This window comes from Filimonas zeae, from assembly GCF_014641615.1.
Taxonomy (GTDB): Bacteria; Bacteroidota; Bacteroidia; order Chitinophagales; family Chitinophagaceae; genus Filimonas; species Filimonas zeae.
The window spans coordinates 113,725-137,583 of record NZ_BMIB01000003.1; the positions used below are offsets into that span (position 1 = coordinate 113,725).

Annotated in this window: 26 protein-coding genes; 17 read left to right on the top strand and 9 right to left on the bottom strand. The window is 44.6% G+C overall.

Annotated features, from left to right (window positions below):
* Positions 1-40: 40 nt before the first annotated feature.
* Together IEY13_RS13440 and IEY13_RS13445 are read left to right on the top strand one after the other, a co-directional pair.
* Complete coding sequence (locus tag IEY13_RS13440) at positions 41-1,390, top strand: ATP-binding protein (protein WP_188952914.1); 1,350 nt, start codon at positions 41-43, stop codon at positions 1,388-1,390.
* 167 nt (positions 1,391-1,557) lie between these two features.
* On the top strand, positions 1,558-3,081 hold the full coding sequence (locus tag IEY13_RS13445; RefSeq protein ID WP_188952916.1) for a malate:quinone oxidoreductase: 1,524 nt from the start codon (positions 1,558-1,560) through the stop codon (positions 3,079-3,081).
* 68 nt (positions 3,082-3,149) lie between these two features.
* Here IEY13_RS13445 and IEY13_RS13450 read toward each other — a convergent pair whose 3' ends face one another.
* A complete protein-coding gene (locus tag IEY13_RS13450) occupies positions 3,150-4,043 on the bottom strand; it encodes a diacylglycerol/lipid kinase family protein (protein WP_188952918.1) in 894 nt (297 codons plus the stop codon).
* A gap of 86 nt (positions 4,044-4,129) precedes the next feature.
* Between IEY13_RS13450 and surE the strand changes: the two genes are divergently transcribed.
* Both surE and IEY13_RS13460 read left to right on the top strand, forming a co-directional pair.
* Positions 4,130-4,873, top strand: coding sequence for a 5'/3'-nucleotidase SurE (gene surE / locus IEY13_RS13455; protein ID WP_188952920.1), 744 nt, complete (start codon positions 4,130-4,132; stop codon positions 4,871-4,873).
* Positions 4,874-4,904: 31 nt separating this feature from the next.
* Positions 4,905-5,246: a hypothetical protein gene (locus IEY13_RS13460; protein WP_188952922.1), complete on the top strand. Its 342-nt coding sequence runs from the start codon at positions 4,905-4,907 to the stop codon at positions 5,244-5,246.
* A gap of 17 nt (positions 5,247-5,263) precedes the next feature.
* Here IEY13_RS13460 and IEY13_RS13465 read toward each other — a convergent pair whose 3' ends face one another.
* On the bottom strand, positions 5,264-6,076 hold the full coding sequence (locus IEY13_RS13465) for a type 1 glutamine amidotransferase (RefSeq protein WP_188952924.1): 813 nt from the start codon (positions 6,074-6,076) through the stop codon (positions 5,264-5,266).
* A gap of 170 nt (positions 6,077-6,246) precedes the next feature.
* On the opposite strand from IEY13_RS13465, the gene IEY13_RS13470 reads away from it, so the two are divergent.
* Positions 6,247-6,546, top strand: coding sequence for a hypothetical protein (locus IEY13_RS13470; protein ID WP_188952926.1), 300 nt, complete (start codon positions 6,247-6,249; stop codon positions 6,544-6,546).
* A gap of 67 nt (positions 6,547-6,613) precedes the next feature.
* On the opposite strand, the gene IEY13_RS13475 is transcribed toward IEY13_RS13470, so the two are convergent.
* Entirely contained in the window at positions 6,614-6,967 is a 354-nt protein-coding gene (locus IEY13_RS13475) for a response regulator (protein ID WP_188952928.1), read from the bottom strand.
* 462 nt (positions 6,968-7,429) lie between these two features.
* On the opposite strand from IEY13_RS13475, the gene rpoN reads away from it, so the two are divergent.
* The 4 genes from rpoN to IEY13_RS13495 are packed head-to-tail and all read left to right on the top strand — an operon-like array spanning position 7,430 to position 12,968.
* On the top strand, positions 7,430-8,851 hold the full coding sequence (rpoN, locus tag IEY13_RS13480; protein WP_188952930.1) for an RNA polymerase factor sigma-54: 1,422 nt from the start codon (positions 7,430-7,432) through the stop codon (positions 8,849-8,851).
* A gap of 9 nt (positions 8,852-8,860) precedes the next feature.
* Positions 8,861-10,333, top strand: coding sequence for a sigma-54-dependent transcriptional regulator (locus tag IEY13_RS13485; protein WP_188952932.1), 1,473 nt, complete (start codon positions 8,861-8,863; stop codon positions 10,331-10,333).
* Between the two features lie 4 nt (positions 10,334-10,337).
* Positions 10,338-11,513, top strand: a complete 1,176-nt coding sequence (locus tag IEY13_RS13490; RefSeq protein WP_188952934.1) for a sensor histidine kinase — start codon at positions 10,338-10,340, stop codon at positions 11,511-11,513.
* A 3-nt stretch (positions 11,514-11,516) separates the two neighbouring features.
* Positions 11,517-12,968, top strand: a complete 1,452-nt coding sequence (locus IEY13_RS13495) for a hybrid sensor histidine kinase/response regulator (protein ID WP_188952936.1) — start codon at positions 11,517-11,519, stop codon at positions 12,966-12,968.
* Positions 12,969-12,975: 7 nt separating this feature from the next.
* Here IEY13_RS13495 and ku read toward each other — a convergent pair whose 3' ends face one another.
* Together ku and IEY13_RS13505 are read right to left on the bottom strand one after the other, a co-directional pair.
* A complete protein-coding gene (gene ku / locus IEY13_RS13500; RefSeq protein WP_188952938.1) occupies positions 12,976-13,767 on the bottom strand; it encodes a non-homologous end joining protein Ku in 792 nt (263 codons plus the stop codon).
* 81 nt (positions 13,768-13,848) lie between these two features.
* Positions 13,849-14,442, bottom strand: a complete 594-nt coding sequence (locus IEY13_RS13505) for a DUF4142 domain-containing protein (RefSeq protein WP_188952940.1) — start codon at positions 14,440-14,442, stop codon at positions 13,849-13,851.
* Positions 14,443-14,664: 222 nt separating this feature from the next.
* Between IEY13_RS13505 and IEY13_RS13510 the strand changes: the two genes are divergently transcribed.
* Together IEY13_RS13510 and IEY13_RS13515 are read left to right on the top strand one after the other, a co-directional pair.
* Complete coding sequence (locus IEY13_RS13510; RefSeq protein ID WP_188952942.1) at positions 14,665-15,090, top strand: hypothetical protein; 426 nt, start codon at positions 14,665-14,667, stop codon at positions 15,088-15,090.
* A 17-nt stretch (positions 15,091-15,107) separates the two neighbouring features.
* A complete protein-coding gene (locus IEY13_RS13515; RefSeq protein WP_505661239.1) occupies positions 15,108-15,458 on the top strand; it encodes a four-helix bundle copper-binding protein in 351 nt (116 codons plus the stop codon).
* Positions 15,459-15,508: 50 nt separating this feature from the next.
* On the opposite strand, the gene IEY13_RS13520 is transcribed toward IEY13_RS13515, so the two are convergent.
* Positions 15,509-15,694, bottom strand: a complete 186-nt coding sequence (locus IEY13_RS13520; protein WP_188952946.1) for a hypothetical protein — start codon at positions 15,692-15,694, stop codon at positions 15,509-15,511.
* A gap of 115 nt (positions 15,695-15,809) precedes the next feature.
* Between IEY13_RS13520 and IEY13_RS13525 the strand changes: the two genes are divergently transcribed.
* The 3 genes from IEY13_RS13525 to IEY13_RS13535 all read left to right on the top strand — a co-directional run bounded on the left by IEY13_RS13525 (position 15,810) and on the right by IEY13_RS13535 (position 19,343).
* Positions 15,810-17,372 carry an alpha-N-arabinofuranosidase gene (locus IEY13_RS13525; protein WP_188952948.1) on the top strand — a complete coding sequence of 521 codons (1,563 nt, stop codon included), beginning with the start codon at positions 15,810-15,812 and terminating at the stop codon, positions 17,370-17,372.
* Between the two features lie 44 nt (positions 17,373-17,416).
* Complete coding sequence (locus tag IEY13_RS13530; RefSeq protein ID WP_188952950.1) at positions 17,417-18,568, top strand: aldose epimerase family protein; 1,152 nt, start codon at positions 17,417-17,419, stop codon at positions 18,566-18,568.
* A gap of 109 nt (positions 18,569-18,677) precedes the next feature.
* Positions 18,678-19,343, top strand: coding sequence for an HAD family hydrolase (locus tag IEY13_RS13535; protein WP_188952952.1), 666 nt, complete (start codon positions 18,678-18,680; stop codon positions 19,341-19,343).
* Here IEY13_RS13535 and IEY13_RS13540 read toward each other — a convergent pair whose 3' ends face one another.
* Positions 19,344-19,655: a hypothetical protein gene (locus IEY13_RS13540; RefSeq protein WP_188952954.1), complete on the bottom strand. Its 312-nt coding sequence runs from the start codon at positions 19,653-19,655 to the stop codon at positions 19,344-19,346.
* A gap of 218 nt (positions 19,656-19,873) precedes the next feature.
* Between IEY13_RS13540 and IEY13_RS13545 the strand changes: the two genes are divergently transcribed.
* The 3 genes from IEY13_RS13545 to serA all read left to right on the top strand — a co-directional run bounded on the left by IEY13_RS13545 (position 19,874) and on the right by serA (position 22,078).
* The gene (locus IEY13_RS13545; protein WP_188952956.1) at positions 19,874-20,365 is read left to right on the top strand and encodes a YajQ family cyclic di-GMP-binding protein; all 492 of its coding nucleotides are present in this window, start codon (positions 19,874-19,876) and stop codon (positions 20,363-20,365) included.
* 124 nt (positions 20,366-20,489) lie between these two features.
* A complete protein-coding gene (locus IEY13_RS13550) occupies positions 20,490-20,738 on the top strand; it encodes a type B 50S ribosomal protein L31 (RefSeq protein ID WP_188952958.1) in 249 nt (82 codons plus the stop codon).
* 107 nt (positions 20,739-20,845) lie between these two features.
* Positions 20,846-22,078: a phosphoglycerate dehydrogenase gene (serA, locus tag IEY13_RS13555; protein WP_188952960.1), complete on the top strand. Its 1,233-nt coding sequence runs from the start codon at positions 20,846-20,848 to the stop codon at positions 22,076-22,078.
* Position 22,079: 1 nt separating this feature from the next.
* Here the strand turns inward: serA and IEY13_RS13560 are convergent, their stop codons facing one another.
* Both IEY13_RS13560 and IEY13_RS13565 read right to left on the bottom strand, forming a co-directional pair.
* Positions 22,080-22,613: a HEAT-like fold family protein gene (locus tag IEY13_RS13560; protein ID WP_188952962.1), complete on the bottom strand. Its 534-nt coding sequence runs from the start codon at positions 22,611-22,613 to the stop codon at positions 22,080-22,082.
* Positions 22,614-22,615: 2 nt separating this feature from the next.
* Positions 22,616-23,818, bottom strand: coding sequence for an RDD family protein (locus tag IEY13_RS13565; RefSeq protein WP_188952964.1), 1,203 nt, complete (start codon positions 23,816-23,818; stop codon positions 22,616-22,618).
* Between the last annotated feature and the right edge of the window lie 41 nt (positions 23,819-23,859).

The window sequence follows — 23,859 nt, forward strand, 5'->3', positions numbered from 1 at the left end:
TAGCACTGCAGGTTTTCCGGATCAACTAACAGCCTTTATAATGACAGCGCTTTCCGCTAATATCAATACCCTCCATAACGAAATTCAATGGTTTGCCGAAGTGGCGGTAGCCCGCGGTGCCATCAGTTTTGGGCAGGATGCTACACAACCTGCTATAGACACGATTCAGCCTCCTGATGTTTTGCAGGAGGTTTCTGTTTATGCCAACACCATCCGGCAGTTTCAAATGGGGTTTGAGGAGCGGTTTATACTGGCGCTCGCCCTTATTCCGCATCTGCGCCCGGAAATGCTGGATATGCTGTTTTTAAAAAATCCCGCTACAGACAGGGTATATACAGAGCTGGGCGGGCAAAAGGCAACCGCCCACAGCGGTTACCTGCCTACCGGTGAAACCGCCGTTTTTCTGCTCGCGGGTAACGACCTGGCAAAACGGGTGCTGCTGATGGAGTTGTTTGATGACCAGCACTTCTTTTACCGTCATAATATATTGCGTTTACAATCTGCCCCGGCCAACGAACCCCGGCTGAGTGGCTTATTAACCATTTCATCTGAATATCTGGCGCTGCTTACCACCGGAAGGGCTTTTCGCCCGGAATACAGCGGTAGCTTTCCGGCCAAAAGAATTACCACCAGCCTTAACTGGAAAGATCTGGTAGTGGCGGAGGAGATACTGGATGAGCTGGATGAAATAAGGATATGGTTGCAGCATGGTGCCACTTTGCTGAACGACTGGGGATTTGAGGGAAAAGTAAAACCGGGTTTCCGGGTGCTGTTTTCCGGTCCTCCGGGCACCGGCAAAACGTTAACTGCCTCTTTACTGGGAAAAACGGTAGGGATGGATGTTTACCGGATTGACCTTTCTATGGTGGTATCCAAATACATCGGAGAAACAGAAAAGAATCTGGCCGGCATTTTTGATATGGCTGAAAACAAACACTGGATTTTGTTTTTTGACGAAGCCGACGCACTTTTTGGCAAAAGAACCAACACTTCTGATGCGCACGACCGCCACGCCAACCAGGAAGTGAGCTATCTGTTACAACGGATTGAAGATTTTCCGGGTCTGGTAATACTGGCCACCAATTTTAAATCGAACATTGATGAAGCTTTTGCCCGCCGTTTTCAACTGAGCGTTAACTTTCAAAAACCCGACTACGAGCAACGGCTGCGGCTGTGGAAAAACGCCTTTACCCCTCCCTGTGAGCTATCGCCAGACGTGCAGCTGGATAAACTGGCCTACGAGTACGAACTCACCGGTGCTGCTATTATGAATGTACTCCGTTACAGCTCGCTTTGTGCTTTGGAAAGAAACTCCCGCCTTATTTTACCGGAGGATATTGTAAAAGGTATCCGGAAAGAGATGCAGAAAGAAGGAAAAAATGTGTTCTGAAAAGGTGGTTCCGTGTTAAAATGACACTGTAAATCAGCTGCCCACGCGGATAATGAACATTTGTATGTACAGCCGGTATATAAAAGTTTTCCTAATATCGACATTTTCTATGCACACCTCACCTAATTTACACTTAATTTTGCGGCCGGAACAGAAGATGATAATCAATGAGTAAGCGTACGAATTCTTCTAATCAGGAGCCGGATATAGTTTTGATTGGTGCAGGCATTATGAGCGCAACGCTGGGCGTGCTGCTGAAAGAGCTGCAACCTGAGTTAACAATTGCCATTTATGAAAGGCTGGACGAAGTAGCTGCCGAAAGTTCTGATGCATGGAACAATGCGGGAACGGGGCATTCTGCTTTTTGTGAACTGAACTACACGCCCGAAAAGGCAGATGGTACTATCAGTCCCAATAAAGCCATTAGCATTGCGGCGTCTTTTGAAGAGTCGCGCCAGTTCTGGGCTTATCTGGTTCAGCAGAACATGGTGGGCGCACCGCAGGAGTTTATCCGGCAGGTACCGCACCTGAGTTTTGTATGGGGCGAAGAAAATGTAGCTTACCTGGAAAAGCGTTTTAAAGCTTTAACCAGTAATCATCTGTTCAAAGGCATGGAATATTCTGAAGACCATGCTACCCTGGCAAAATGGATGCCGCTGGTAATGCAGGGGCGCGATCCTAACCAGGAGGTGGCGGCTACCCGCATGAATATTGGTACCGACGTAAACTTTGGTGCATTAACCCGTACGCTGTTTCATTATTTACAGGAGCAGCCAGGTGTGGGAATGTACATGAACCACGAAATCCGCGATCTGGATAAAGAAGAGGATGGTCGCTGGGCGGTAAAGGTGAAGAACAGAGAAACCGGCCGTAAAAGAGAAGTAAAAGCGAAGTTTGTATTTATAGGTGCAGGTGGTGGTTCATTACCGTTGTTGTTGAAATCGGGCATTCCGGAAGGAAAAGGCTTTGGTGGATTTCCGGTAAGCGGCCAATGGCTGAAATGTGTAAACCCGGAGATTATTGACAAACACGATGTAAAAGTGTATGGCAAGGCTTCTGTAGGTGCACCGCCCATGTCAGTACCACACCTGGATACCCGTTTAATCAATGGCAAAAAAGCCCTGTTGTTTGGGCCTTATGCCGGATTCTCCACCAAGTTTCTGAAAAACGGATCTTATCTGGATCTGCCTTTATCTATAAAGCTGAACAATATACGCCCCATGCTGGCTGCCGGTAAGGACAACCTGCCACTGACCAAATACCTGATTCAGCAGGTGCGCCAGAGCCCTGAGGACAGACTGGAGGCGTTGCGCGACTTTTTACCGGATGCGCGTATGGAAGACTGGGAACTGGAAGTTGCCGGCCAGCGTGTACAGGTAATTAAAAAAGACGAAGAGCATGGCGGTATATTACAGTTTGGTACCGAGATGGTAAGCTCTGCAGATGGTAGCATGGCTGCATTACTGGGTGCTTCTCCGGGAGCGTCTACGGCGGTATCTATCATGGTAGAACTGATTACCAAATGCTTCCCTGAAAATGTGAAGAGTGCCCAATGGCAGAATAAACTGAAACAAATGATTCCTTCCTACGGTCAAAACCTGGACAAAGACGCAGCGCTTTGTGAAAAGGTGAGAAACTGGTCCGGCGAAGTGCTGGCCCTGAACAGGGAGGATGTTCCGGCCACCGTATAATATTTGTATCAATAGCAGAGTTTGTAAGTGGGTGTTCCTGTACAGGGGCACCCACTATTGTTTTACAGCTATTGTGTAACCAGAAAGCGTAATTGCTTTTCACCGGGGGCAATGGTCATTGTTGCCGCTTCCCCCAGCTGCATCAGCTTATCATCTGCATGTAAGTATAGTTCCTGTGCATGGACGGTAATATGTTGCGCTGTAATGGCATGTAGTGGAAACTCCGGATGTTCTGCGCCATCCTTCAATGCAGCTATATAACCTGCCAGCAAGCCGCGTTGCTGTTCTGCAACCAGTACCACATCAAAATATCCATCGCCAGGGTCGGCGTCTGGTGCCATTACCAGATTGGGGCCTATGGAACGGATATTCATTACTTCTGCCATGATGTATTTACCGGAATAATCCTTATTATCCATAGTAATAGTGTATTCCAGCGCCGGGGTAGCGAGTACAATGCTATACAACTCCTCCAATGCCTTTTGCAGGCGCTCATCTGTGCTCATAGAAGCTTTATCATAATTCTTCATGGTATGCATCAGGCGTGGAAAAACCCCATAGCCAAACCCTTCCAGAAAAAACACCGGCTTTTCATGCCCGCTAACAGTGCCCGTATCTACCTGCTTAATCCGTGCATCATGCCAGCTTTCAATAATCTTTTCCGGTGCCTGTGTTAAGCCCATGGTTTGTGCAATGTTATTGGCAGTACCCATGGGTAATATAGCCACCGGCAAATCAGGTGTTTCATTACAATAAATACTTTTAGCCACTTTGCGAATGGTGCCATCGCCTCCGGCAACAATAAAGAACTCGGTGTCTTTATCCGTATTCTTCCATTCATCGGTTTTTGTTGACAAATATCTACACTTGAAACCGGCAGCTTTAATGCTTTTAACCAGTTGTTTTTCAGAGTGTTCTTCTTCTCCAGCTTTAGGATTGTGGAGCAGTTCTGCTGTTTTCATAATGGTGGTGTTTTGATAGCTATAATATATAATAACCTTAAAAGTGTACCACATTTTGGTGGCATGATAATAGAAGCATCGTGGATATGAGAATACTGGTAACAAACGACGACGGAATATATAGCCCGGGCATAGCCTGCCTGGCTAAAGTAGCCTCGCGCTTTGGTGAGGTGACAGTGGTTGCACCGGATGTGGAGCAATCTTCTATGGGGCATGCTATTACTGCATCGCGCCCGCTTAACTATAAAGCATCGCCTATTAAGTTTGACAATCTGCAGGCTTACCGGGTAAATGGTACCCCGGCAGACTGTGTGGCTTTGGGAATGCACTTATGGGCTACAACAGATGTAGTGCTTTCGGGTATTAATATGGGCACCAACCTGGGTAATGCTATGTGGCACTCCGGCACGCTGGCAGCTGCCAAGCAGGCGGTGTTACTGGGTTGTAAGGGCATAGCATTAAGTACGGTAACAGATAAGATTGAGCCTGATTTTGATGCGCTGGAGCCATACGTAGAAGAAGCTCTGAATCTGTTACTCGGCAAGCCTGATGATGAAGTGAGACTGATTAATGTAAACTTTCCGCCCAATCCTACCGGCATTCAGTGGACCCGCCAGTCGGTACGTTTGTATGATAACGAGGTGGTACCCGCTACCGACCCACGTGGGCGTAAGTTGTACTGGTTTAACACCATTCCGCTGGAGCCGGCAGAAGAAGGTACAGACCGCTGGGCGGTGGAAAACGGATATACCTCTATAACACCTTTACGGCTGGATTTAACAGACGAGAAAGCCCTGGCCAGAGCGATTGTTAAAACGCAGCATGTATAATTATTTTACTATGCTTTAAAATCATAAACATATGGAAATACCTCATGAAATGACCACCGTAGCCCAGGTACTGGAAAAATTGCGCATTAAAAAAATGGACAATGAATTCCGCTATACCGATGAAGGCTTTACCACCGGTACCGGTAAGTTTTACCAGCCGGAAGATCTGGAAATTATTAAAGTATTCCGCTTTGAAGGCGTTACTGACCCCTCTGATATGTCAGTTGTATATATACTGGAAGCAAAAGACGGCCTGCAGGGGTATAGTCTGGATGCCTATGGTGTATACAGCGAGCACGAAGCTGGATATGATAATTTTATAAGACAAGTGCCTGTAAAAGGGCATGAGCAGCAGCTGTTGTTTGAATTATAAGTACGTGCAATGCGCTGCTAAAACAGCAGCAGCGCATTGTTTAAAAAAGCAGGCAGAATATGTTCCTGTGTATGTTTTATCTTCTCCGGATCTGACAAGGCTTCTATCATACTACGCCATTTTTCTTCTCCGTAAGTTTCAATAATAGTTGCTTTTTTATCTTCCCGCTGTAAATGTTTGCTGGTACCCTCTGCATCTGCTTCGGGATGAAACTGAGTGCCTATGAAATACGGGTTAAAGCGGATAGCCATTACAGCCCGTTCGTAAGGCACATGGGGACGTTCTTTTTCAATAGCCAGTAATTGACCGCCTATAGCGTGCAGGCGTTGTTCGCTGGGCTGAATAATCTGATAATTACGGCTGTCTACCGCGTAAAAAGGATCGTGCAGGCCATTAAACAATATCTCTTCTCTGCCGGCTTCAGTTAAATGAACCGGAAAAGTGCCAAAAGCTGCTGAATGCCTTTTGCATACTTCTCCTACCTGATAATGTTTGCAGGCAAGTTGAAAGCTGTGGCAGATAAAAAACACCGGTTTGGGGCGGTTGCCGGGTTTTGTATTCCATTCTTCTGTCTTTTGCAACCAGTTAATCCATGCTTTTTCCCACCGGCTGCCAGTGCTGGCGAGGGGAGAACCGGGGCCACCACTGGATATAAATATATCGTAAGACAGATCGGGAAGCTGCACCTGATGGCGCACTTCAAAAACATGGTGGGTGATATCATGCTCCGGGTGCTGCGCCGCCCATTGCCGGGCAATATGCTGCAGACACCGCATTCCTTCGTTAGGCTGTCCGTTGTATAAATCCAGTATTGCAATTTTTATTCTCATCCGCGCAAAAATTCCCTGGTAAACTGCAAACATAAAAAAAGCAAATCAAAATATGGGTTGTAGAGGCGTTTCCTCAAGCCAACTCAGTATTATGTTTCGGTAAACGGGGTATGTTGCCGGGCATTGCGTGGCAGTGTTTTTGATCTTTATACCTTATAAAAACACCGACTATGATAAACTACTCAAGCAAGGTTTTTAAAGCTATAAAGAGCACAGAGGACAGGGAAATTTATGCTTATTTTCATCCGGAAGTGGATATGAGCAAACCTGAGTACGAAACTACCGGCCGCTACCTGGTGGTATTGTTACACCCGGATAAAGGACTACAGACTTTTTATCTGAACCGCGAAAAGGACGGAGATAATTTTGTAATGGATGAAAACAGCCCGGCTATAGTAGAAGAAGAATGGCAACACTGGTGCAGTGAAACGATTCATGCAAAAACGTTACAACAGCAAAACAGTTTGTAACTGTCTGTATTTTCCGATATGGATAAGCCTCCCTAAGGAGGCTTGTTTTTTATATATGTTTACCTGCTTAAGATGCAGGCGTTAATAATGAGGATATGGCTTTTAACCCCAGCGGCTTTTCAATAAACTGCACATCGGGGTAATGCTGCAGGTGTGCAAGATGGGTATAATAAGCACTCATCAGGTTAATTTGTACTTCGGGCATCCGTTCTTTTAATAGAGGTACCTGCTGCCAGCCCAGCCCATCGGGCAAATGATTATCGAGAAATATAATTTCAGGATTAAATACGTCAGCCATATTCATACCCTCCGCAATAGTGCCTGCGGTAACCACGGTGTGCCCCAGTCGCGTGAGATAATTTTTCAGCAGCAGCGTAAAATCAGCCTCATCGTCTATCACCAATATCCGATAGATTTTCATTCCAGGAAAAGTTAATTATCAAAATCTGTTCAGATATATAGAGTACAATATGTATTCCATATTAAGCCGATCAGGAAACTAAAATAATATACAGTTAAGAATATTGCGGTAGGGCAGGTGAAAAAGCGGGTGCTTCCACGGCTTTCCGGCTGTTACCGCTGGCTTGTGTTCCTCAGAAGTGTAACCAGGCCCCCTGATTGAGGGGGCAAGGGGAGGAAGGAACAAGGGCACATCCTGCACACAGGTAACAGATGGTGTGCATTTTATGACACGGGCGGGGGAACATTTGCAACACAAGGCACGTTTGCGATCTGCTTTTTTTGACGCGGGATTGTGGAATTTAATCCCCATTTTTGTATTGTACGCTACAATTCTGGTGGAGAAAAAAAAACTGAGTCATTAATTTTTTTTGGAGTGGTGATTGTGTTATAGGAAGCAGTTTTGTTTTTAACCGACCTACCTATGATAAATCAGAGAATTGAGCAGAAAGGCCAGTTAAAGGTGTTGCCACAGAAAATTCAGTTTCTCAATTTCCTGTACCTGAACCGGCAGGAACTGCAGATGCGGATAGAAAATGAATTAATAGAAAACCCGCTGCTGGAACTAAAAGAAGCTTCGGACGACAATAAAGAATCAGACGATTTAGTAGCAGATTATAAAGGGGTGGAAGAATACATGTATGATGATATTCCTGACTATAAATATGAGTATCAGAATTACCTGCCCGAAACCTCCCATGTAGACAAGCCGCTCGAAGAGCGGGTTGATTTCAGGGAAGACCTGAAGAAACAACTGGGATTGCTGGAAACGGATGAGGTTACCAGAGAGTTGGCTACCTACGTTATTGATTCGCTGAACGATTATGGTATGCTGGAAACAGATGTGGAAAGCCTGGCAGAAGAGTTTTCTTTTAAAGAGCAGCGACTGATAGAAACAGAGTCTATTGAACGTGCTGTGCAGCTGATACAAACACTGGAGCCGCCGGGTATAGGCACTTCCTCGGTAAAGGAATCGCTGCTGCGGCAATTGGAAAGGGTAGAGCGTAAAGATCCTGTTTGCCGCAAAGCCATTGAGTTGTTAAGCCTTCATTATGAGCAGCTGGCCACGGGCAGTTTTGACAGAATAAGAGAGCAGATGCAGCTGGATGAAGAGGAGTTTCAGACGGTAATACAATATCTGTCGAGATTCAGCCCGCATCCGCTGATAGTAACAGATGTGGAAGAAGAGAAGAAGCAGGTAATTGTACCGGATGTGTTTGTATGGAAACAGGATGACCGCTTTCTGGTAAGTTTAAACAATGCGTACGGAGAGCGGCTGATGCTGAGTAACTGCTGGGCATCGCTACCGGAGCAGCTATCTGAAAAGCAGCGCAGGCAAACCAATAAATACATCAAAAGCAAAACCACGGCTGCCAACTGGTTTATTTCGGCCGTGCAGCAGCGGGAGAATACAATGCTGAAAATTATGGAAGCAATAGTGCAACTGCAGGCGGCGTATTTTGAAGAAGGAGACACTTCTCAGATTAAACCAATGATTCTAAAACAGGTGGCAGACGTAACCGGCATGGATATTTCTACTGTATCGCGTGCCACGGCTAATAAATACGCCGAAACAGCTTTTGGAATGGTGAGTTTGAAAGAGCTGTTTACCGAAGGGGTACATAACACAGAAGGGGAAACGGTAAGCAACCGGATTATACGGCAGAACATTAAAGATATCATTGCCGGAGAAAACAAGAGCGACCCGTTTACGGACCAACAGATCACCGATACGCTGAAAAAAAATGGAATAATGATTGCAAGAAGAACGGTAACCAAGTACAGGGAACAGCTGCAGATACCTGTTGCCCATTTAAGAAAGCTGTCTGCTCAAATACAACATTAAACAATACCTATGCCTAAGATTCTCATCGTTGACGATGATAAAGACATGTGTCTCCTGCTGGAAAGATTTCTCAGGAAGAAAAACTATGAAGTGGTGGTGGCCAATTCCGGTAAAGAAGCGTTGAATGTACTGTTCAGAAACAATGTGCATCTGGTGCTTTGTGATTACAAGCTGGAGGATGTAACCGGTGCCGAACTGTTAACCTCTATCCGTAAGGAGTACGCTGATTTGCCGGTAATTATTATTACTGCTTACAGTGATATTAAAACAGCGGTGGATGCGATGAAGAAAGGTGCGTTTGATTACGTTACCAAGCCTTTGTTTCCGGATGAGATTCTGCTGACCATAGAGAAGGCGTTGAAAAGCGGAGGCGTTGCCGGCAATGTGAACGGACTTACGCTGGATGGCAACAAAGTGCAGGTACAGGGTGCACCGGCTAAAGAAAAGCCCGCAACATTAAGTTCCGACCGTTTTGTGGCAGGTAAAAGTCCTTTGTTTAAGAATATACTGGAGCAGGTACGCCGTGTGGCGCCTACGGATTACAGTGTAATTATATATGGCGAAAGCGGTAGCGGTAAAGAGGTACTGGCTAACGAAATTCACCAGCAAAGCCGCAGAGCCAAAGCTCCGTTTGTTGCGGTAGACTGTGGTGCCCTGTCGAAAGAGTTGGCAGGTAGTGAACTGTTTGGCCATGAAAAAGGTGCTTTTACAGGTGCATTAAACCAGAAAACCGGCATATTTGAAGTTGCCAACGGGGGTACCGTTTTCCTGGATGAAATTGCTAACCTCAGCTACGATATACAGGTATCGCTGTTACGTGCTGTACAGGAGCGCAAAATAAGAAGGGTAGGTGGCACCAAAGACATAGACTTTGATGTACGTATTATAGTGGCCAGTAACGAAGAATTATGGGAAGCCGCTAAAAAAGGTAAATTCAGAGAAGATCTGTTTCACCGCTTTAACGAGTTTTCTATCAAAATTCCACCACTGCGCGACAGAAGGGAAGATGTAATGCAGTTTGCTACGCATTTCCTTGCCCAGGCCAATGAAGAGCTGAACAAGGGCATTAAAGGTTTTGCACCTGAAGTGGAAGACATTTTCCGTAAATATGTATGGCATGGTAACCTGCGGGAATTGAAGAACGTAATCAAGCGTACTTCTTTGCTTACCGATGGCGAGTTTATTGAGGTTACTGCGCTGCCTTTTGAAATTATCAACTATTCCAAGCTGAACTTTGAAGAGGAAGAAGTGCCTGCTGCTAAGGATGCCAAAGCAGAAATGGGCGAAATTCTTCCGCGCCGTGAAGATTCGCTGGGAGAGCATAGCCTGAAAGATGCGGCTGCTGATGCGGAGTATCTGACCATATTGAAGGCACTGAAAGAAGTGAATTTTAATAAGAGTAAAGCCGCGAGACTGTTGAATGTAGACAGGAAAACCCTGTATAACAAGATTAAGCAATTTGACGAGAACAATAACCGGTAAGCGTATGCCTGCTGCAAGTATACATTCTGACCCCATTGTTTCCTTTTCTGGCAATGGTTTACAGGAAAATGAGGCCTTTTTAAAGTATGGTACCTGGGAAAACCATCTGCATACTGATACTTTTCATTGGTCAGACGGGATGTATCTGTTATTTGGCTACGACCCTGCCACCGAAAAAGAAGAGTTTCCTGTTACGCTTGAACTGTATTTCCGGCATATGTTTCCGGAAGATGTGGAGCGTGCCAGGCAGATAAGAGCCTCCTGGAATGATTTTCCGGGCCATTATTCCTGGGACTTCCGCATTAAAGACAAATCGGGTAATATCAAAACCCTGGAATCCAACGCCTCCCTTATACGGGATGAAGAGGGGAACCTGGTGAAGGTAGTAGGTACTACCCGTGATATTACTGACTTGCGTACATATCAGCGTGGTCTGGAGGCTAAAATTCAGGAACTGAACCGTTCTAACAAAGAGCTGGAAGAGTTTGCTTATATAGCCTCGCACGATTTGCAGGAGCCACTGCGTAAGTTTAATACGTTTGGTGAGCGCCTGCAGATGAAGTACAGCGATGTGCTGGATAAAGATGGTAATTTTTATCTGGGCCGTATGATGGCGGCAGCACAGGTAATGCGCGATCTGATTGACAATTTGCTGGAATACTCGCGCATCAGCGGCATGAACCACGATTTTGTAAAGGTATCTCTGCAACAGGCGGTTGACAAGGTTATCAATAACCTGGAGCTGCAGGTGGAAGAAGCAGGAGCCATTATTAAAGTAGGAGATTTGCCTGAAATTGAGGCCATTCCATCTCAGATGGAACAGTTGTTTAATAATCTTATTTCCAACGCAGTAAAGTTCAGCAACAACCAGCAGCATCCGCTGATAGAAATAAGTGCGGAAAAGCCATCTGCAGAAGAACTGTTACAATGGCCACTGCTGGGCAGCCGGCCTGTTTGGAAACTGATTGTAAAAGACAATGGTATTGGCTTTGAGCAGGAAGATGCCATACGTATATTCCAGATATTTCAGCGTTTGCATGGTAAAGCTGAATACAAAGGATCGGGCATAGGACTATCTATCTGTAAAAGAATTTTAGAAGTACATAACGGAGTGATATATGCACAGGGAGAATCTGGAAAAGGTGCTTCCTTTATAATTCTCATTCCTGAAACCAGATAATACATGGTACAACAGCCGGTAAGAATATTGATTGTAGATGACGACGAAGACGATTATTTGATTTTAAAGGATATGCTGGAAACCATTTCGTATCCGGTAACCACCACCTGGTCTTATACCTATAATCATGCACTGGAACTGATCCGTTCCGGAAAATTCGATGTGATTATTGTGGATTTCAGGCTGGGCAGGAAAACGGGCCTGGATCTGATGGCTGATGCGGCAAGGTTTCATTCCGATACTCCTTTTATTTTCCTTACCGGGGCAGGCAATGCTAAAATTGATGCATTGGCATTGAAGGCAGGTGCTACCGACTACCTGGTAAAGGGGGAGATGACAGAGGAGAAGCTGGACCGCAGTATACGCTATGCTATTGAACGCAGCCGTGTAATAGCAGCCCTCCGTTTAAGCGAAACCAAGTACCGCAACGTTTTTGAAAATTCAAAGGATGCTATTTTTATTGCTGACCATACCGGCAAAATTCTACAGGTAAACTCTGTATTTGAAGAGTTACTGGGGGTGGGGATAAATGAAAATAATCCGTTGCGTATTACCGACCTGGTAACTTCTGAACAGCAAAAAGCTATTCTGGATACGATTATTGACAATTGCGGGGAAATTAAAGATCTGGAAACGGAATTACTGTATTCCGGAGAGGATATCCGCATAGCACTGCTATCTATTTCCTGCTCTACCAATGAAAGTGGAGAAAGCTTTTTTCAGTGCTTTCTGCACGATATTACCGAGCTGAAAAAGAGCGAGCGACACTTGTTTCAGGCAGAGAAGCTGGCGGCTGTAGGGCGCCTGGTAAGAACGCTGGCACATGAGGTGCGTAACCCGCTTAACAACATTAATATGTCTATTGATCAGATGGAAGAATATCTGACTGATGACAGTTTGTATACGTATGTTGAAATAGTAAAGCGTAACTCCGGATATATTAATTCATTGATTACCGAGCTGCTGCATTCACTGCGGCATACGGAGATGAACATTCAGAAATGGCCGGTACATGATATCTTCTATCTGTCGCTGGCAAAGGTGAAAGACCGGTTAGATTTAAAGAAGATACAGGTAAAAGTAAATCTGCCACAGGAAGATTTACATGTTATGATTGATCTGGAGAAGATGAATTCTGCTTTTCTTAATTTGCTTACCAATGCTATTGAAGCAATAGAACATACGGATGGAATGATATGGTTGTCTTCTGAAAAAAGCAAGGATGGCATAGTGCTTAAAATTCAGGACAATGGCATGGGCATTCCGGCGGAGAGCCTGGGACGCTTATTCGAGCCTTATTACACTACCAAACGGAATGGTATGGGACTGGGCATGGTAGCAACACTGAACATTCTTCAATCGCACAATGCAACCATTGAAGTAAAATCGGAGGTAGGCAAAGGAACCACTTTCAGTATTCTGTTTCCCTGGCCGGCGGAAGCCATCCTGAACTAAATCAGTATCAGGATGCTTTCTTATGTGATGTTGTTTTAGACTTTCCACCCAGGCTGGCTTTCAGCTGACTTACCAGATCATTGGTGGTGCGGTTGTGTACCACCTTCATTTTTGCGGCAGGCCGTTTAACGCCTTTTTTCTTCTGTTGAATAATTTTCAGAAGCGCTTCGGTATAAGTGTCTTTATACTTATCTACTTTAAATTTGACGGGCGTAAGGTTGTCTATTAATGCCATAGCCATTTTTAACTCTGCAGCGCTGTTTTTAGCGGCGGGAATTTTAATTTCAGAAACGTCTCTTATTTCCTGTGGAAAGCGAAGAATGTATAACAACATTACCTCATTATGGGTAGTAAGCGCACATAAATGTTCTTTATTGCGTAATACAAAAGAACCTATGCCCAGCTTGCCGGATTTTGTAATGGCATCCCGCAGCAATACATAAGCTTTTTTGCCTTCTGTACGTGGTTCCAGGTAGTAAGGGGTTTCAAACAACATGGGGTTAATGTCGGACAGTTTGGCAAATTCATTAATCTGTATCATCTGTGTTTTTTCCGGGCTGGCTTTTTCAAAGTCTTTATCATCCAGTATTACATAACTTCCGTTTAAATCATACCCTTTCACAATATTCGCCCAGGATACTTCTTTGCCTGCATCGTTTACCCTTTTAAAGTGAATGCGTGAATGATCTTTTTTATCCAGCATATCCAGATTCAGCGAACTGTTTTCGGTAGCGCTGTATAAATTAACCGGAATGTTTACAAGGCCAAAGCCAATGGCGCCTTTCCAGATACTTCTCATAATATATTATTTATTATTAAAACAAAAAGGGCCACCTGCAGAAGCAGGCACGCCCGTTTGAATATGTCCACTCTAACAACATTATTTTTTGAGACTTTCCTGCAGTGCTTTTAAGCTATCCAGATGGTGCCTTAATTTAGGCAGCGTAGCACCCGCCCAGGTTTTTAATTCGCCATCTGTATCGTTATTGTTAACAGCATCTTCAAATTTTGAAATGCTTTTTTCGTGCAGGCTTACCATTTCATCTACCCAGTCTTTATTAAAGTCTGTATTGTTTTTGGTTTTGAATTTTTCTGTATCCTTGCTGGCATCTTCTGTTTCAGCTACGGGAAGTGTAACCGATTTTTTAGCCGCAAGTCCTTTTATATCTTCTATCACTTGTTTATGATCGCTGATAAGTGAATCTGCCAACGTACGGATATTTTTATTGGTACTTTTTTCTTTGGCAACAGAAGCAAGTGCCAGTTCATGATAATTTGCTGCCGTTACATCTACCAGCCAATCTGCATTCTTTTTTGCATTGTTGGTAGAGTCGGAAGCAAATTTCTGATCGTTTTGATCTTCCGCTACCTCTTTACTGTCTTTGGTTTCGCTATTGGGAGTGTTGTTACAGGCTGTATGTAAACTAATGCCTGCCATCAGCAGCATACCCCAAAAAAGATTGTTTTTTTTCATAGTGTATTCATTTGATCCTACAAAAGGCTGCAAAAAACCATTCCCCGTATATAATTGCCTGCTTCTTCCCTGATGTACCTGCTTTTAAGGGGTTTTTGTGGAGGCAATTCCGCAATTAGCGGGTTACAGGCGATGCTTTATTACAACCAGGATGCTGATAAAATGGGCAGAATAAGAATGGTACGCCCTTTGAATTATGTATGGCAATAAAAGGATGAACCTATGGAAGAAAATGTTGAAATGCATCTGAAAGAGCGGGTCGAAAAGATAAGGACGGCCCTGATGTACAGCACATTAAGTGAGGAAATTGAAATGCCTACCAGTATTGCTGAAACTATCCGTTATGAGGAAGGTGGTACGCTGTGGTTAATGGTAAAAAAATGCTGGACCAGCGTAGACGAAAAGTTTCCGGTAAAACTACATTACTATAAAAAAGGCGTTCCTCATCACGTTACAATTGAGGGGGTAGCGCAGTTGGCTTACCTGCCTGGTAATATTGCTGTAATTAAGGTGAATGTATTAAGTCACCAGATGAGTGATTTTGTATCAGAAGCGCCCAGAAATCATATGGGATGGTGGACTTCTGTAAACCAATGGATGCGCGACAATGTGTCGTTTTTATTTAAACCTGAACCTGTTGCCGCCTGATTACAAATTTACTTATCATGACGCCCGCTGAATGTATAGAACTGTGTATGAAATGTGCAGCTGCCTGTAACGCCTGTGCAGCTGCCTGCCTGCATGAACGTGATGTAGAACCATTACGCCTGTGTATAAGCCTGGACGTGCAATGTGCTGAAGTTTGTGTGGCTACCGCCCGGCTATTAAACTATCCTGGTGAATTTTCTACCACTATGGCTAAATTTTGCAGCAACCTGTGTAGGGTATGCGCAGAAGAGTGTGAAAAACACGCTGCCCACGGAATGCAGCATTGCGCTGAATGTGCTGCTGCCTGCCGCATTTGTTCCGATGCGTGCGAAGCAATTACCAACGCTACTGTTCCGTCAAAAAATTAGGTGCAGGGTTACTGCACCTTTATTACTACTATTCACTTTTATGCATGTAACTACCTGGATGTGGTTACGTTTTTGTCTTTAGCCACTTCTGTATTTTCCTTTACTACATCTTTGGCATCTTCGCTATAGCCGCTTTTATTAAATGTGCGGCGCTGGCTGTCTGTTTCTTTTTTCTTGTCCTTCCCGGTGTTTTCAAAATAAGTATTGCCTTTTTTACGGCTGTTTGGATTTTTCATACGTATAATTTAATGGTGAGAGAGGTGTTTTAGTTTGTTCTCAAAAAAAGCATGCCGTATGTGTAATAATTGTAACCAATACATTTATTTTGGGGTGCTATAAAAACATATCTTCATGAAACGAGCTTGTCGCAGGATAATTCCCGCATTATCACTGTCCTTCCTGGCGCTTAGTGCCAGTGTGTATGAAACAGAAGCGCAGGTTCAGGTGCTGGTAAACGGCCTGAATCCGCAACAACAAATCAGCCGTCATATTTACGGACATTTTTCAGAACACCTGGGGCGTTGTATTTACGACGGATTTTGGGTGGGCGATGATATGAAAGTGCCCAAAAAAGACCGCATAAGGCTGGATATTGTAGATGCGCTGAAAAAAATTAATATTCCCAACCTGCGCTGGCCCGGTGGCTGTTTTGCAGATGAATACCATTGGCGCGATGGCATTGGTCCCCGTTCGCAACGCCCTAAAATGGTAAATACCAACTGGGGAGGTGTTACGGAAGATAACAGCTTTGGTACACACGAGTTTCTGGAACTGTGTAACCTGCTTAATTGCGAGCCTTATGTGGCAGGCAACGTGGGCAGCGGTACCGTAGAAGAAATGAGTAAATGGATTGAGTATCTGAACTTTGATGGTCAGAGCCCTATGACGGAACTGCGTAAGCAGAACGGCCGCAGCACGCCATGGAAAGTATCTTTCTGGGGTGTTGGTAACGAAAGCTGGGGATGTGGCGGTGAAATGACGCCTGCTTACTACTCAGATCAGTACAGACGCTACTCCTCTTTTGCTAAAAATTACCCTGGTGCACCCCTGAAAAAAATTGCCAGCGGTGCTAATGTGGATGATTACAACTGGACAGAAACCTGTATGCGTAATATAGGCCCCAGAAATATGTGGGGTATCACCCTGCATCATTACACCTTATCCGGCGGATGGTATGATAAAGGCCCCGCTACCGGTTTTGATGAAGACCGTTATTTTGGTGCCATGAAAAGCTGCCAGAAGATGGAAACACTGATTAACCGCCATGGTGCTATTATGGATAAATACGATCCGGAGAAAAGAGTAGCCCTGGTAGTGGACGAATGGGGTATCTGGACGAATGTAGAGCCTGGTACCAACCCCGGTTTCCTGTATCAGCAAAACAGTATGCGCGATGCTATTATAGCTGCCAATACGCTGAATATATTCAATAACCACAGCGACCGTGTGCGTATGGCCTGTCTGGCACAAACCATTAACGTATTACAGGCGCTGATACTTACCGAGAAAGAAAAGATGCTGCTTACACCTACTTATCATGTGTTTGATTTGTACAAAGTGCATCACGACGCTATGTTGCTGCCTGTACAGTTTAAAAGCCCTGAGTATACAAGAGGTAAAGACAACATAGAAGCCATCAGCATTTCTGCTTCTAAAGACAGTACCGGTAAAGTGCATATTACACTGGCTAATATCGATCCTAATACCAAAAACGATGTGGCGCTGCAACTGGCTGGCTTTAAATTTTCACAGGTAGAGGGCCGTATTATTACATCTGCCAGTTATGCGGATGTAAATACTTTTGATAAGCCAGATAAAATTAAGCCTGTAGCGTTTAAAGGCGCTTCTGTGGCTGGCAGCACTGTAAATGTGCAGTTACCACCGTTATCAGTAGTGGTACTGGAGTTGAAATAGACGAAAAAAAACTTAATTTGAAGCCTTAATCAAATAATAGCTATATGAAGCAAATGATTCGGTCCGCAGCCCTGTTACTGGTTTTTGCCGGCGTGTTAGCCGGATGTGGCGGTGGCGAGGCCGGTAAAAATGAACAAAAAACAGTTCAGGCAGGCATTACGAAAGCCCCCTGGGGCGAAACGGATGGTAAGCAGGTAGAATTGTATACCCTTACCAATAAGAAAGGAGTGGAGGTGAAAATTTCTACTTACGGCGGTACGGTTACTTCCTGGGTATCACCCGATAAAAACGGTAAAAATTCCAGTATTGTACTGGGCTTCGACAGCCTTAGCGGCTACCTGGCAAAGCCTCCTTATTTTGGTGCTATCATTGGCCGTTACGGCAACCGTATTGCTAATGGCGCATTTAAAATTGGTGCTGACAGCTATAAACTGGCCACCAACGATGGCAAAAACCACCTGCATGGCGGTAATAAAGGTTTTGATAAAGTGGTTTGGAACGGTACAGTTGTATCAGACAGTACTCCTGCACTTATTCTTACCTATGTAAGTAAAGATGGGGAAGAAGGTTATCCTGGTAACCTGAAAGTGATTGTTCAGTATACACTTACCGATGATAACGAACTGAAAATTGATTACTCAGCAGAAACAGATAAGCCAACACCGGTTAACCTTACCAACCACAGCTATTTTAACCTTACCGGTGATGTAGCTAATACTATTGAAAACCACGGATTGCAGATTGACGCAGCCGGATATACTCCGGTTGATGCCACGCTGATTCCTACCGGTGAAATAAAACCTGTTGCAGGAACTCCGTTTGATTTTACTGCCAAAAAGAAGATTGGCTTACAACTGAACGATGTACCTGGTGGTTATGATCATAACTTTGTGCTGAACAAAAAAGGTGATTCTACCCAACTGCAACTGGCAGCTATTTTATCTGACAGCACTTCGGGCAGAACACTGGAAGTGTATACTACTGAGCCAGGTTTACAGTTCTATTCCGGTAATTTCCTGGATGGTACGTTTAAAACATCCGCTGGTACGCCTATTAATAAGCATACAGCGCTGTGCCTGGAAACACAACATTTCCCGGATTCACCCAACAAAATAGAATTCCCGTCTACCATTCTTAAGCCGGGGCAGAAATACCATACGGTAACTACCTACAAGCTTACTTTAAGCGGTAAGTAGTTTCTGTTACACTGTTTTTTCAGAAAAAGGGTGTGCCTTATCTTTGGCGCACCCTTTTTATTTCCCACCCCCGTGTGCTTGCCGTAGAATTACTATAAACCGGAAGGATATGATACAACCAAAGGCTTTTTTGTTTGACCTGAACGGAACTATGATAGATGATATGTTTTATCATGGGCAGGCATGGTACGAAGTATTAACGCAGGATGTAAAAGCATCGTTTACCCGTGCAGAAGTGGATAAGCAGATGTATGGCAAAAATGAAGAGGTACTGAACCGCCTGTTTGGTGCCGGGTATTTTACGCCCGGTCGGGTGCAGGAACTTTCTTTTGAAAAAGAAAAACGCTATCAGGCGGCGTACAAACCGCACCTGCAACTGATTAACGGGCTGGGCAGCTTTCTGCGTAAAGCGCAGGAAAGCCATATAGCTATGGCTATTGGTACTGCGGCCATTACTTTTAATGTAGACTTTACAGTAGATAACCTGGATATACGCCGGTATTTTGATGTAATTGTATCGGCAGATGATGTTACCACCAGTAAGCCACACCCTGAAACCTTTTTAAAGTGTGCCGATCTGCTGAAGGTGCCTTATGAGGAGTGTGTGGTTTTTGAAGACGCCCCCAAGGGAGTAGAAGCGGCGCTGAATGCCGGAATGAAGGCAGTAGTGATTACTACCATGCACCCGGCTCATGAATTTGCCGCTTACCCCAATGTGCTGGCCTGTGTAAAAGATTACACCGACCCGGTTTTGGAAAAACTGTTTGTGGCTTAGTTACACATGCGCAGCCAGACTGGCAATAAACTGCTGTAATGTGCTGCGCATTTCCTGCTTACCTTTTTCAAAGTGCTCTTTCAGCTCTTTGGTTTTGGTAGTAGTGGTGGTAACGCTGTTGAGGCTGGCGCCCAGCTTTTTCAGCGATTGAACTGTTTCAGTTTTGTCGGGTTCGGTAAAAGGGGCATCCAATAAGTAGTTAGCCACCCGCCGGGCAAAAAAAACGAGCTCAAAAATAGATTCTTTAGAGGCCCAGGCCAGTTTTTCAATTTCCTGTTCGTAAGAGTTAAGGTTGTTATATACTTTTTGCATAAAGCACTTTTGTACCGCTTAAAAGTAAGGCATTTAGCAGTACCAAATCCGAATGTCAGTCAAAATCATATGCACAGTTTAATGGCCCTGCGGAGGAATCAGTTACACCCCAATGCAGATAGGTGGGCTGTGGCGATCAGCCCATTGTGTACATAAGCTGTTGAAACGGATAGTTAAACCGAGCCTGAATTGTATATCTTTGCAAAAAACTGTAGCCTATGCCGTCTTTCGACATCAGCAGCAAAGTAGACCTCCAGACACTGGACAATGCTATTAATACTGTAAAAAAAGAGATTGCTGGCCGTTTCGATTTTAAAGATTCGCCGGTATCTATAGAGTTGAATAAAAAGGATTTTATCCTGAATCTGGAAGTGGAGAGTGATATGAAGATGAAACAGCTGATAGATGTGGTTATCAGCCGTGCCATGAAACAGGGAATTGATGCCAGTGCATTCAATTTTGATAAAGATGCTTACCCTAGCGGTAAGGTGGTAAAAAAGGAGGTATCGGTTAAAAACGGTCTGAAGCAGGATGATGCCAAGAAGATTGTAAAACTGATTAAAGATTCCGGGTTAAAAGTGCAGGCGCAGATTATGGATGACATTGTGCGTGTAACCGGTAAAAAAATTGATGATTTGCAGGATGTGATAGCTGCCTGTAAAGGTGGAAATCTGGGAATGCCACTGCAATTTATTAACATGAAGAGCTAAGTAGTTGATTTTCAGTAGTGCGCTGGTGCCGGGGAGTATTTGTAAATTCAAAGCTTTCAATTACCTTTGCGCTTCTATAAAATAACAGCACGGCAAAAACCGTGCGGCCTAAAATTTAAAGTTTATGAAACAAGGTATCCATCCGGAAAGTTACAGATTTGTAGTGTTTAAGGACATGAGTAATGGCACTTCATTCCTGGGCCGTTCAACTGCAGGTTCTAAAGAAACCATTAAATGGGAAGACGGTAACGAGTACCCCGTAATCAAACTGGAGATTTCGAATACCTCGCATCCTTTCTATACCGGTAAAAACGTACTGGTAGATACTGCGGGTCGTATCGACAAATTCAACAAACGTTACGCGAAAAAATAGTTTTGCTAAAATGTTTTCAAACGATCCCTCCGCAGTTTACAAGCTTCGGAGGGATTTGTGTTTAAGGGCATACGTACATTAGTTATTTTCACTCAAAAGCAATCCATATGAGCCAGGCAACCAGCTACCCCAAGGAGAAAATTAAAATCCTGTTTTTAGAGAATATCAGCGATAAGGCGGTGAACCGTTTTAAAGACAATGGTTACGTGAATGTAAAAAAGGTGTCAGGCGCACTCAGCGAGGAAGAACTGATTAAGGAGATTAAAGATGTACACCTGCTGGGTATCCGTTCTAAAACCAAGGTTACTGAAAATGTACTGGCCCATGCCTCAAAATTACAGGCCATAGGCTGTTTCTGTATTGGCGTAAACCAGGTGGATCTGGCAGCAGCTACACAGCACGGGGTTGTGGTATTTAATGCACCTTACAGCAATACCAGAAGCGTGGCAGAACTGGTAATTGGATTGTCTATTATGCTTATACGCCGCATTCCCGATAAAAACACGGCTGCCCACAACGGTATCTGGTTAAAAGATGCCAAAGGTAGCTTTGAGTTGCGCGGTAAAACCCTGGGTATTATTGGCTATGGCAACATAGGTACACAGGTAAGTGTAATGGCCGAAATGCTGGGTATGAAGGTGCTGTTTTATGATGTGGAAACCAAACTGCCGCTGGGTAACGCCACAGCAGCAAAATCTATAAAAGAGGTAGTGAGCGGGGCCGATGTAGTATCGTTGCATGTGCCGGAAACAGAAGCTACTAAAAACCTGATTGATGCGGATATTATCAAAGCGTTTAAAAAGGGCGGCATACTTATCAACTATGCCAGGGGAGAAGTAGTAGATCTGGAAGCACTGGCAGAAGCATTGAAAGCAGGAGATATTAACGGAGCGGCTATTGATGTGTACCCCTGGGAGCCTGAGAAAAACGGAGATAAGTTTGAAAGTCCTTTACAAGGCTTGTCTAACGTAATTCTTACCCCGCATATCGGTGGTTCTACGGAAGAAGCACAGCAGAATATTGGCGATGATGTAAGCAATAAATTATACCAGTATCTTGAAAAAGGCATTACCAATGGGTCGCATACTTTACCGGGTATAAGCCTTCCGGCTATTGCAGGCGCACACCGCATTTTACATATACACAAAAACGTACCGGGCGTGTTGAGTGCTATCAACACCCAGTTATCGCAAAACAACATCAACATTCTCGGCCAATACCTGAAAACCAATGATGAAATTGGTTATGTGGTATTAGACGTAGACAATAAGCTTTCCAGCCAGGCAGTTGAACTGCTGAAAGAGGTAAAAGGCACTATTAAAGTGAGAATGCTTTACTAATTCAGTGCTTTAACTGAAGTATGATTTTTTTAGCACGGCTGCGGAATGCAGCCGTTGCTGTTTCCCACTGTTCCTCAATCAGCAGCAGCAGTTCCGGCTGAATATCCGGATAAATTAAGGAAAGGCGGTATAGCATAGTAAGCGCAAAGGCTTTAATGGCAATGGCGGTACCGGGCGCTGCCACCCATTCAAAACAGGTTTGCATTAAGGGGCCGTGTAGTTCTTCCGGCAGTTCGCAGTTTTCCAGAATACGCACGCTGTTACGTACAACCATATCTGGTGCATTTTTTTGTAGTAATTGCTCTGCTATTACGGGTATCCACGGAGGCAGCAGTTCAGGTTTTAAGCGTGCTGCATGGTTTAATGCGCCAGCCGCGCGTTGTACCAGCCGGTATTCCTTGCTTAAAAAGCACTCCATTAGTGCAGCAAACTTTGCCGGGGAAGAAATTGCGTAAGCTGCCGCCGCTTTTATATCCTGGCTGCTATACGCAGGAGGGGCCAGTAACATTGCAGACATGCGTTGCGTAGCTGCCATCCTTATCTTTTTACTACTATGGTGTTGGTCCATTTGTCATGCCAGGGGCGTGGGCCCAGGCCGCTTACCACTGCAAAGGGTACTGCACGTGCTAAACTCCGGTAAATGGCTGTTTTATAGCTGATAGGACTGCCGTCTATATTTAGTGCCCGTGTGCGGGTAATGAGTTTTCCAAAACTGTTCCCCCGTGTAACTACTTCCTGCAGCATATAATACATGGCATAAAAAATCATGTAAACCAGCCAGGGCATCAGGGGAATACTTCTTACCCAGTTGGTCAAGCCATTTGTAACCCCGCTTAAAAGCACCGACACATAGGAGAAGAAAACGATGTAGAACAGATAAAAAGCACCCAGATCTATTAAAAAGTTCAGAAAACGCTGCCCCGGTGTGGCAGGTATCAGCGTGCTTTCTTCTTCAATTTCTGTAAGCAGGTTACGGGTAGAAACATCAGTCTGCAGGTGCGATAAGGAGTTATAGTCTTTCAGTATACCTTCCAGAAAAGGTATACTGGCTTTCCAGTCAGTAATATGCAAAGCCTCTCTTATCAGGTCCGCTGCACGATCTGCCCGCGCAGAGGAGCCTGGCTGGTGGGTATGATATGCTTTCAGCAGCCTGCGTATGCTATTCATATCCGCATCACTCAATTGCAGCACCTGCGCATATTTTGCCTGGTAAGCATCGCTCAGTTCAGTAAAAGTAGTATCATCGGTAAGGCTGCCCTGCAGGCTGCTTTTAATAACCAGGGTTCCGGCAGCTATATCGCCAGGCCGTTGCTTCTTTCGGCTTATCATATAGCCGTACGCTGCGCCAAAGGCTAAGGTGCAGGTAAAGTCAGTAAACCTGGATACCCATCGTACCAGATATTGGTAAAGCGAGGGGCGGCCTCCGTTTTCACTCACCACCCGTATGCCACATATTTTTTTGCCAACGGTTTGCCCATTCATCCAAACCTCACAGGCAAGGTGGTACAACAGGGCAGGTGCAAAAATGATGGTTTGCCAGGATTGAATGTTGTATATGATTGGATAATCGTTGCCAAAGTATTCATCCCCTTCGTAGTATTCCAGTATTTCGTAAGCTATATAAAGATATAAGCCTGTTACTGCGGCATCTATCAGCCATGCCGCTATACGTTGTAATAAACCGGCAGCTTCAAACTCAAGATCAATATTAAAGGCGGTAGGGATGGTAATTTTTTCCATTCAGGAAGGGCTTCTCTTGTTTTGTTTGTAAAGTAATTATA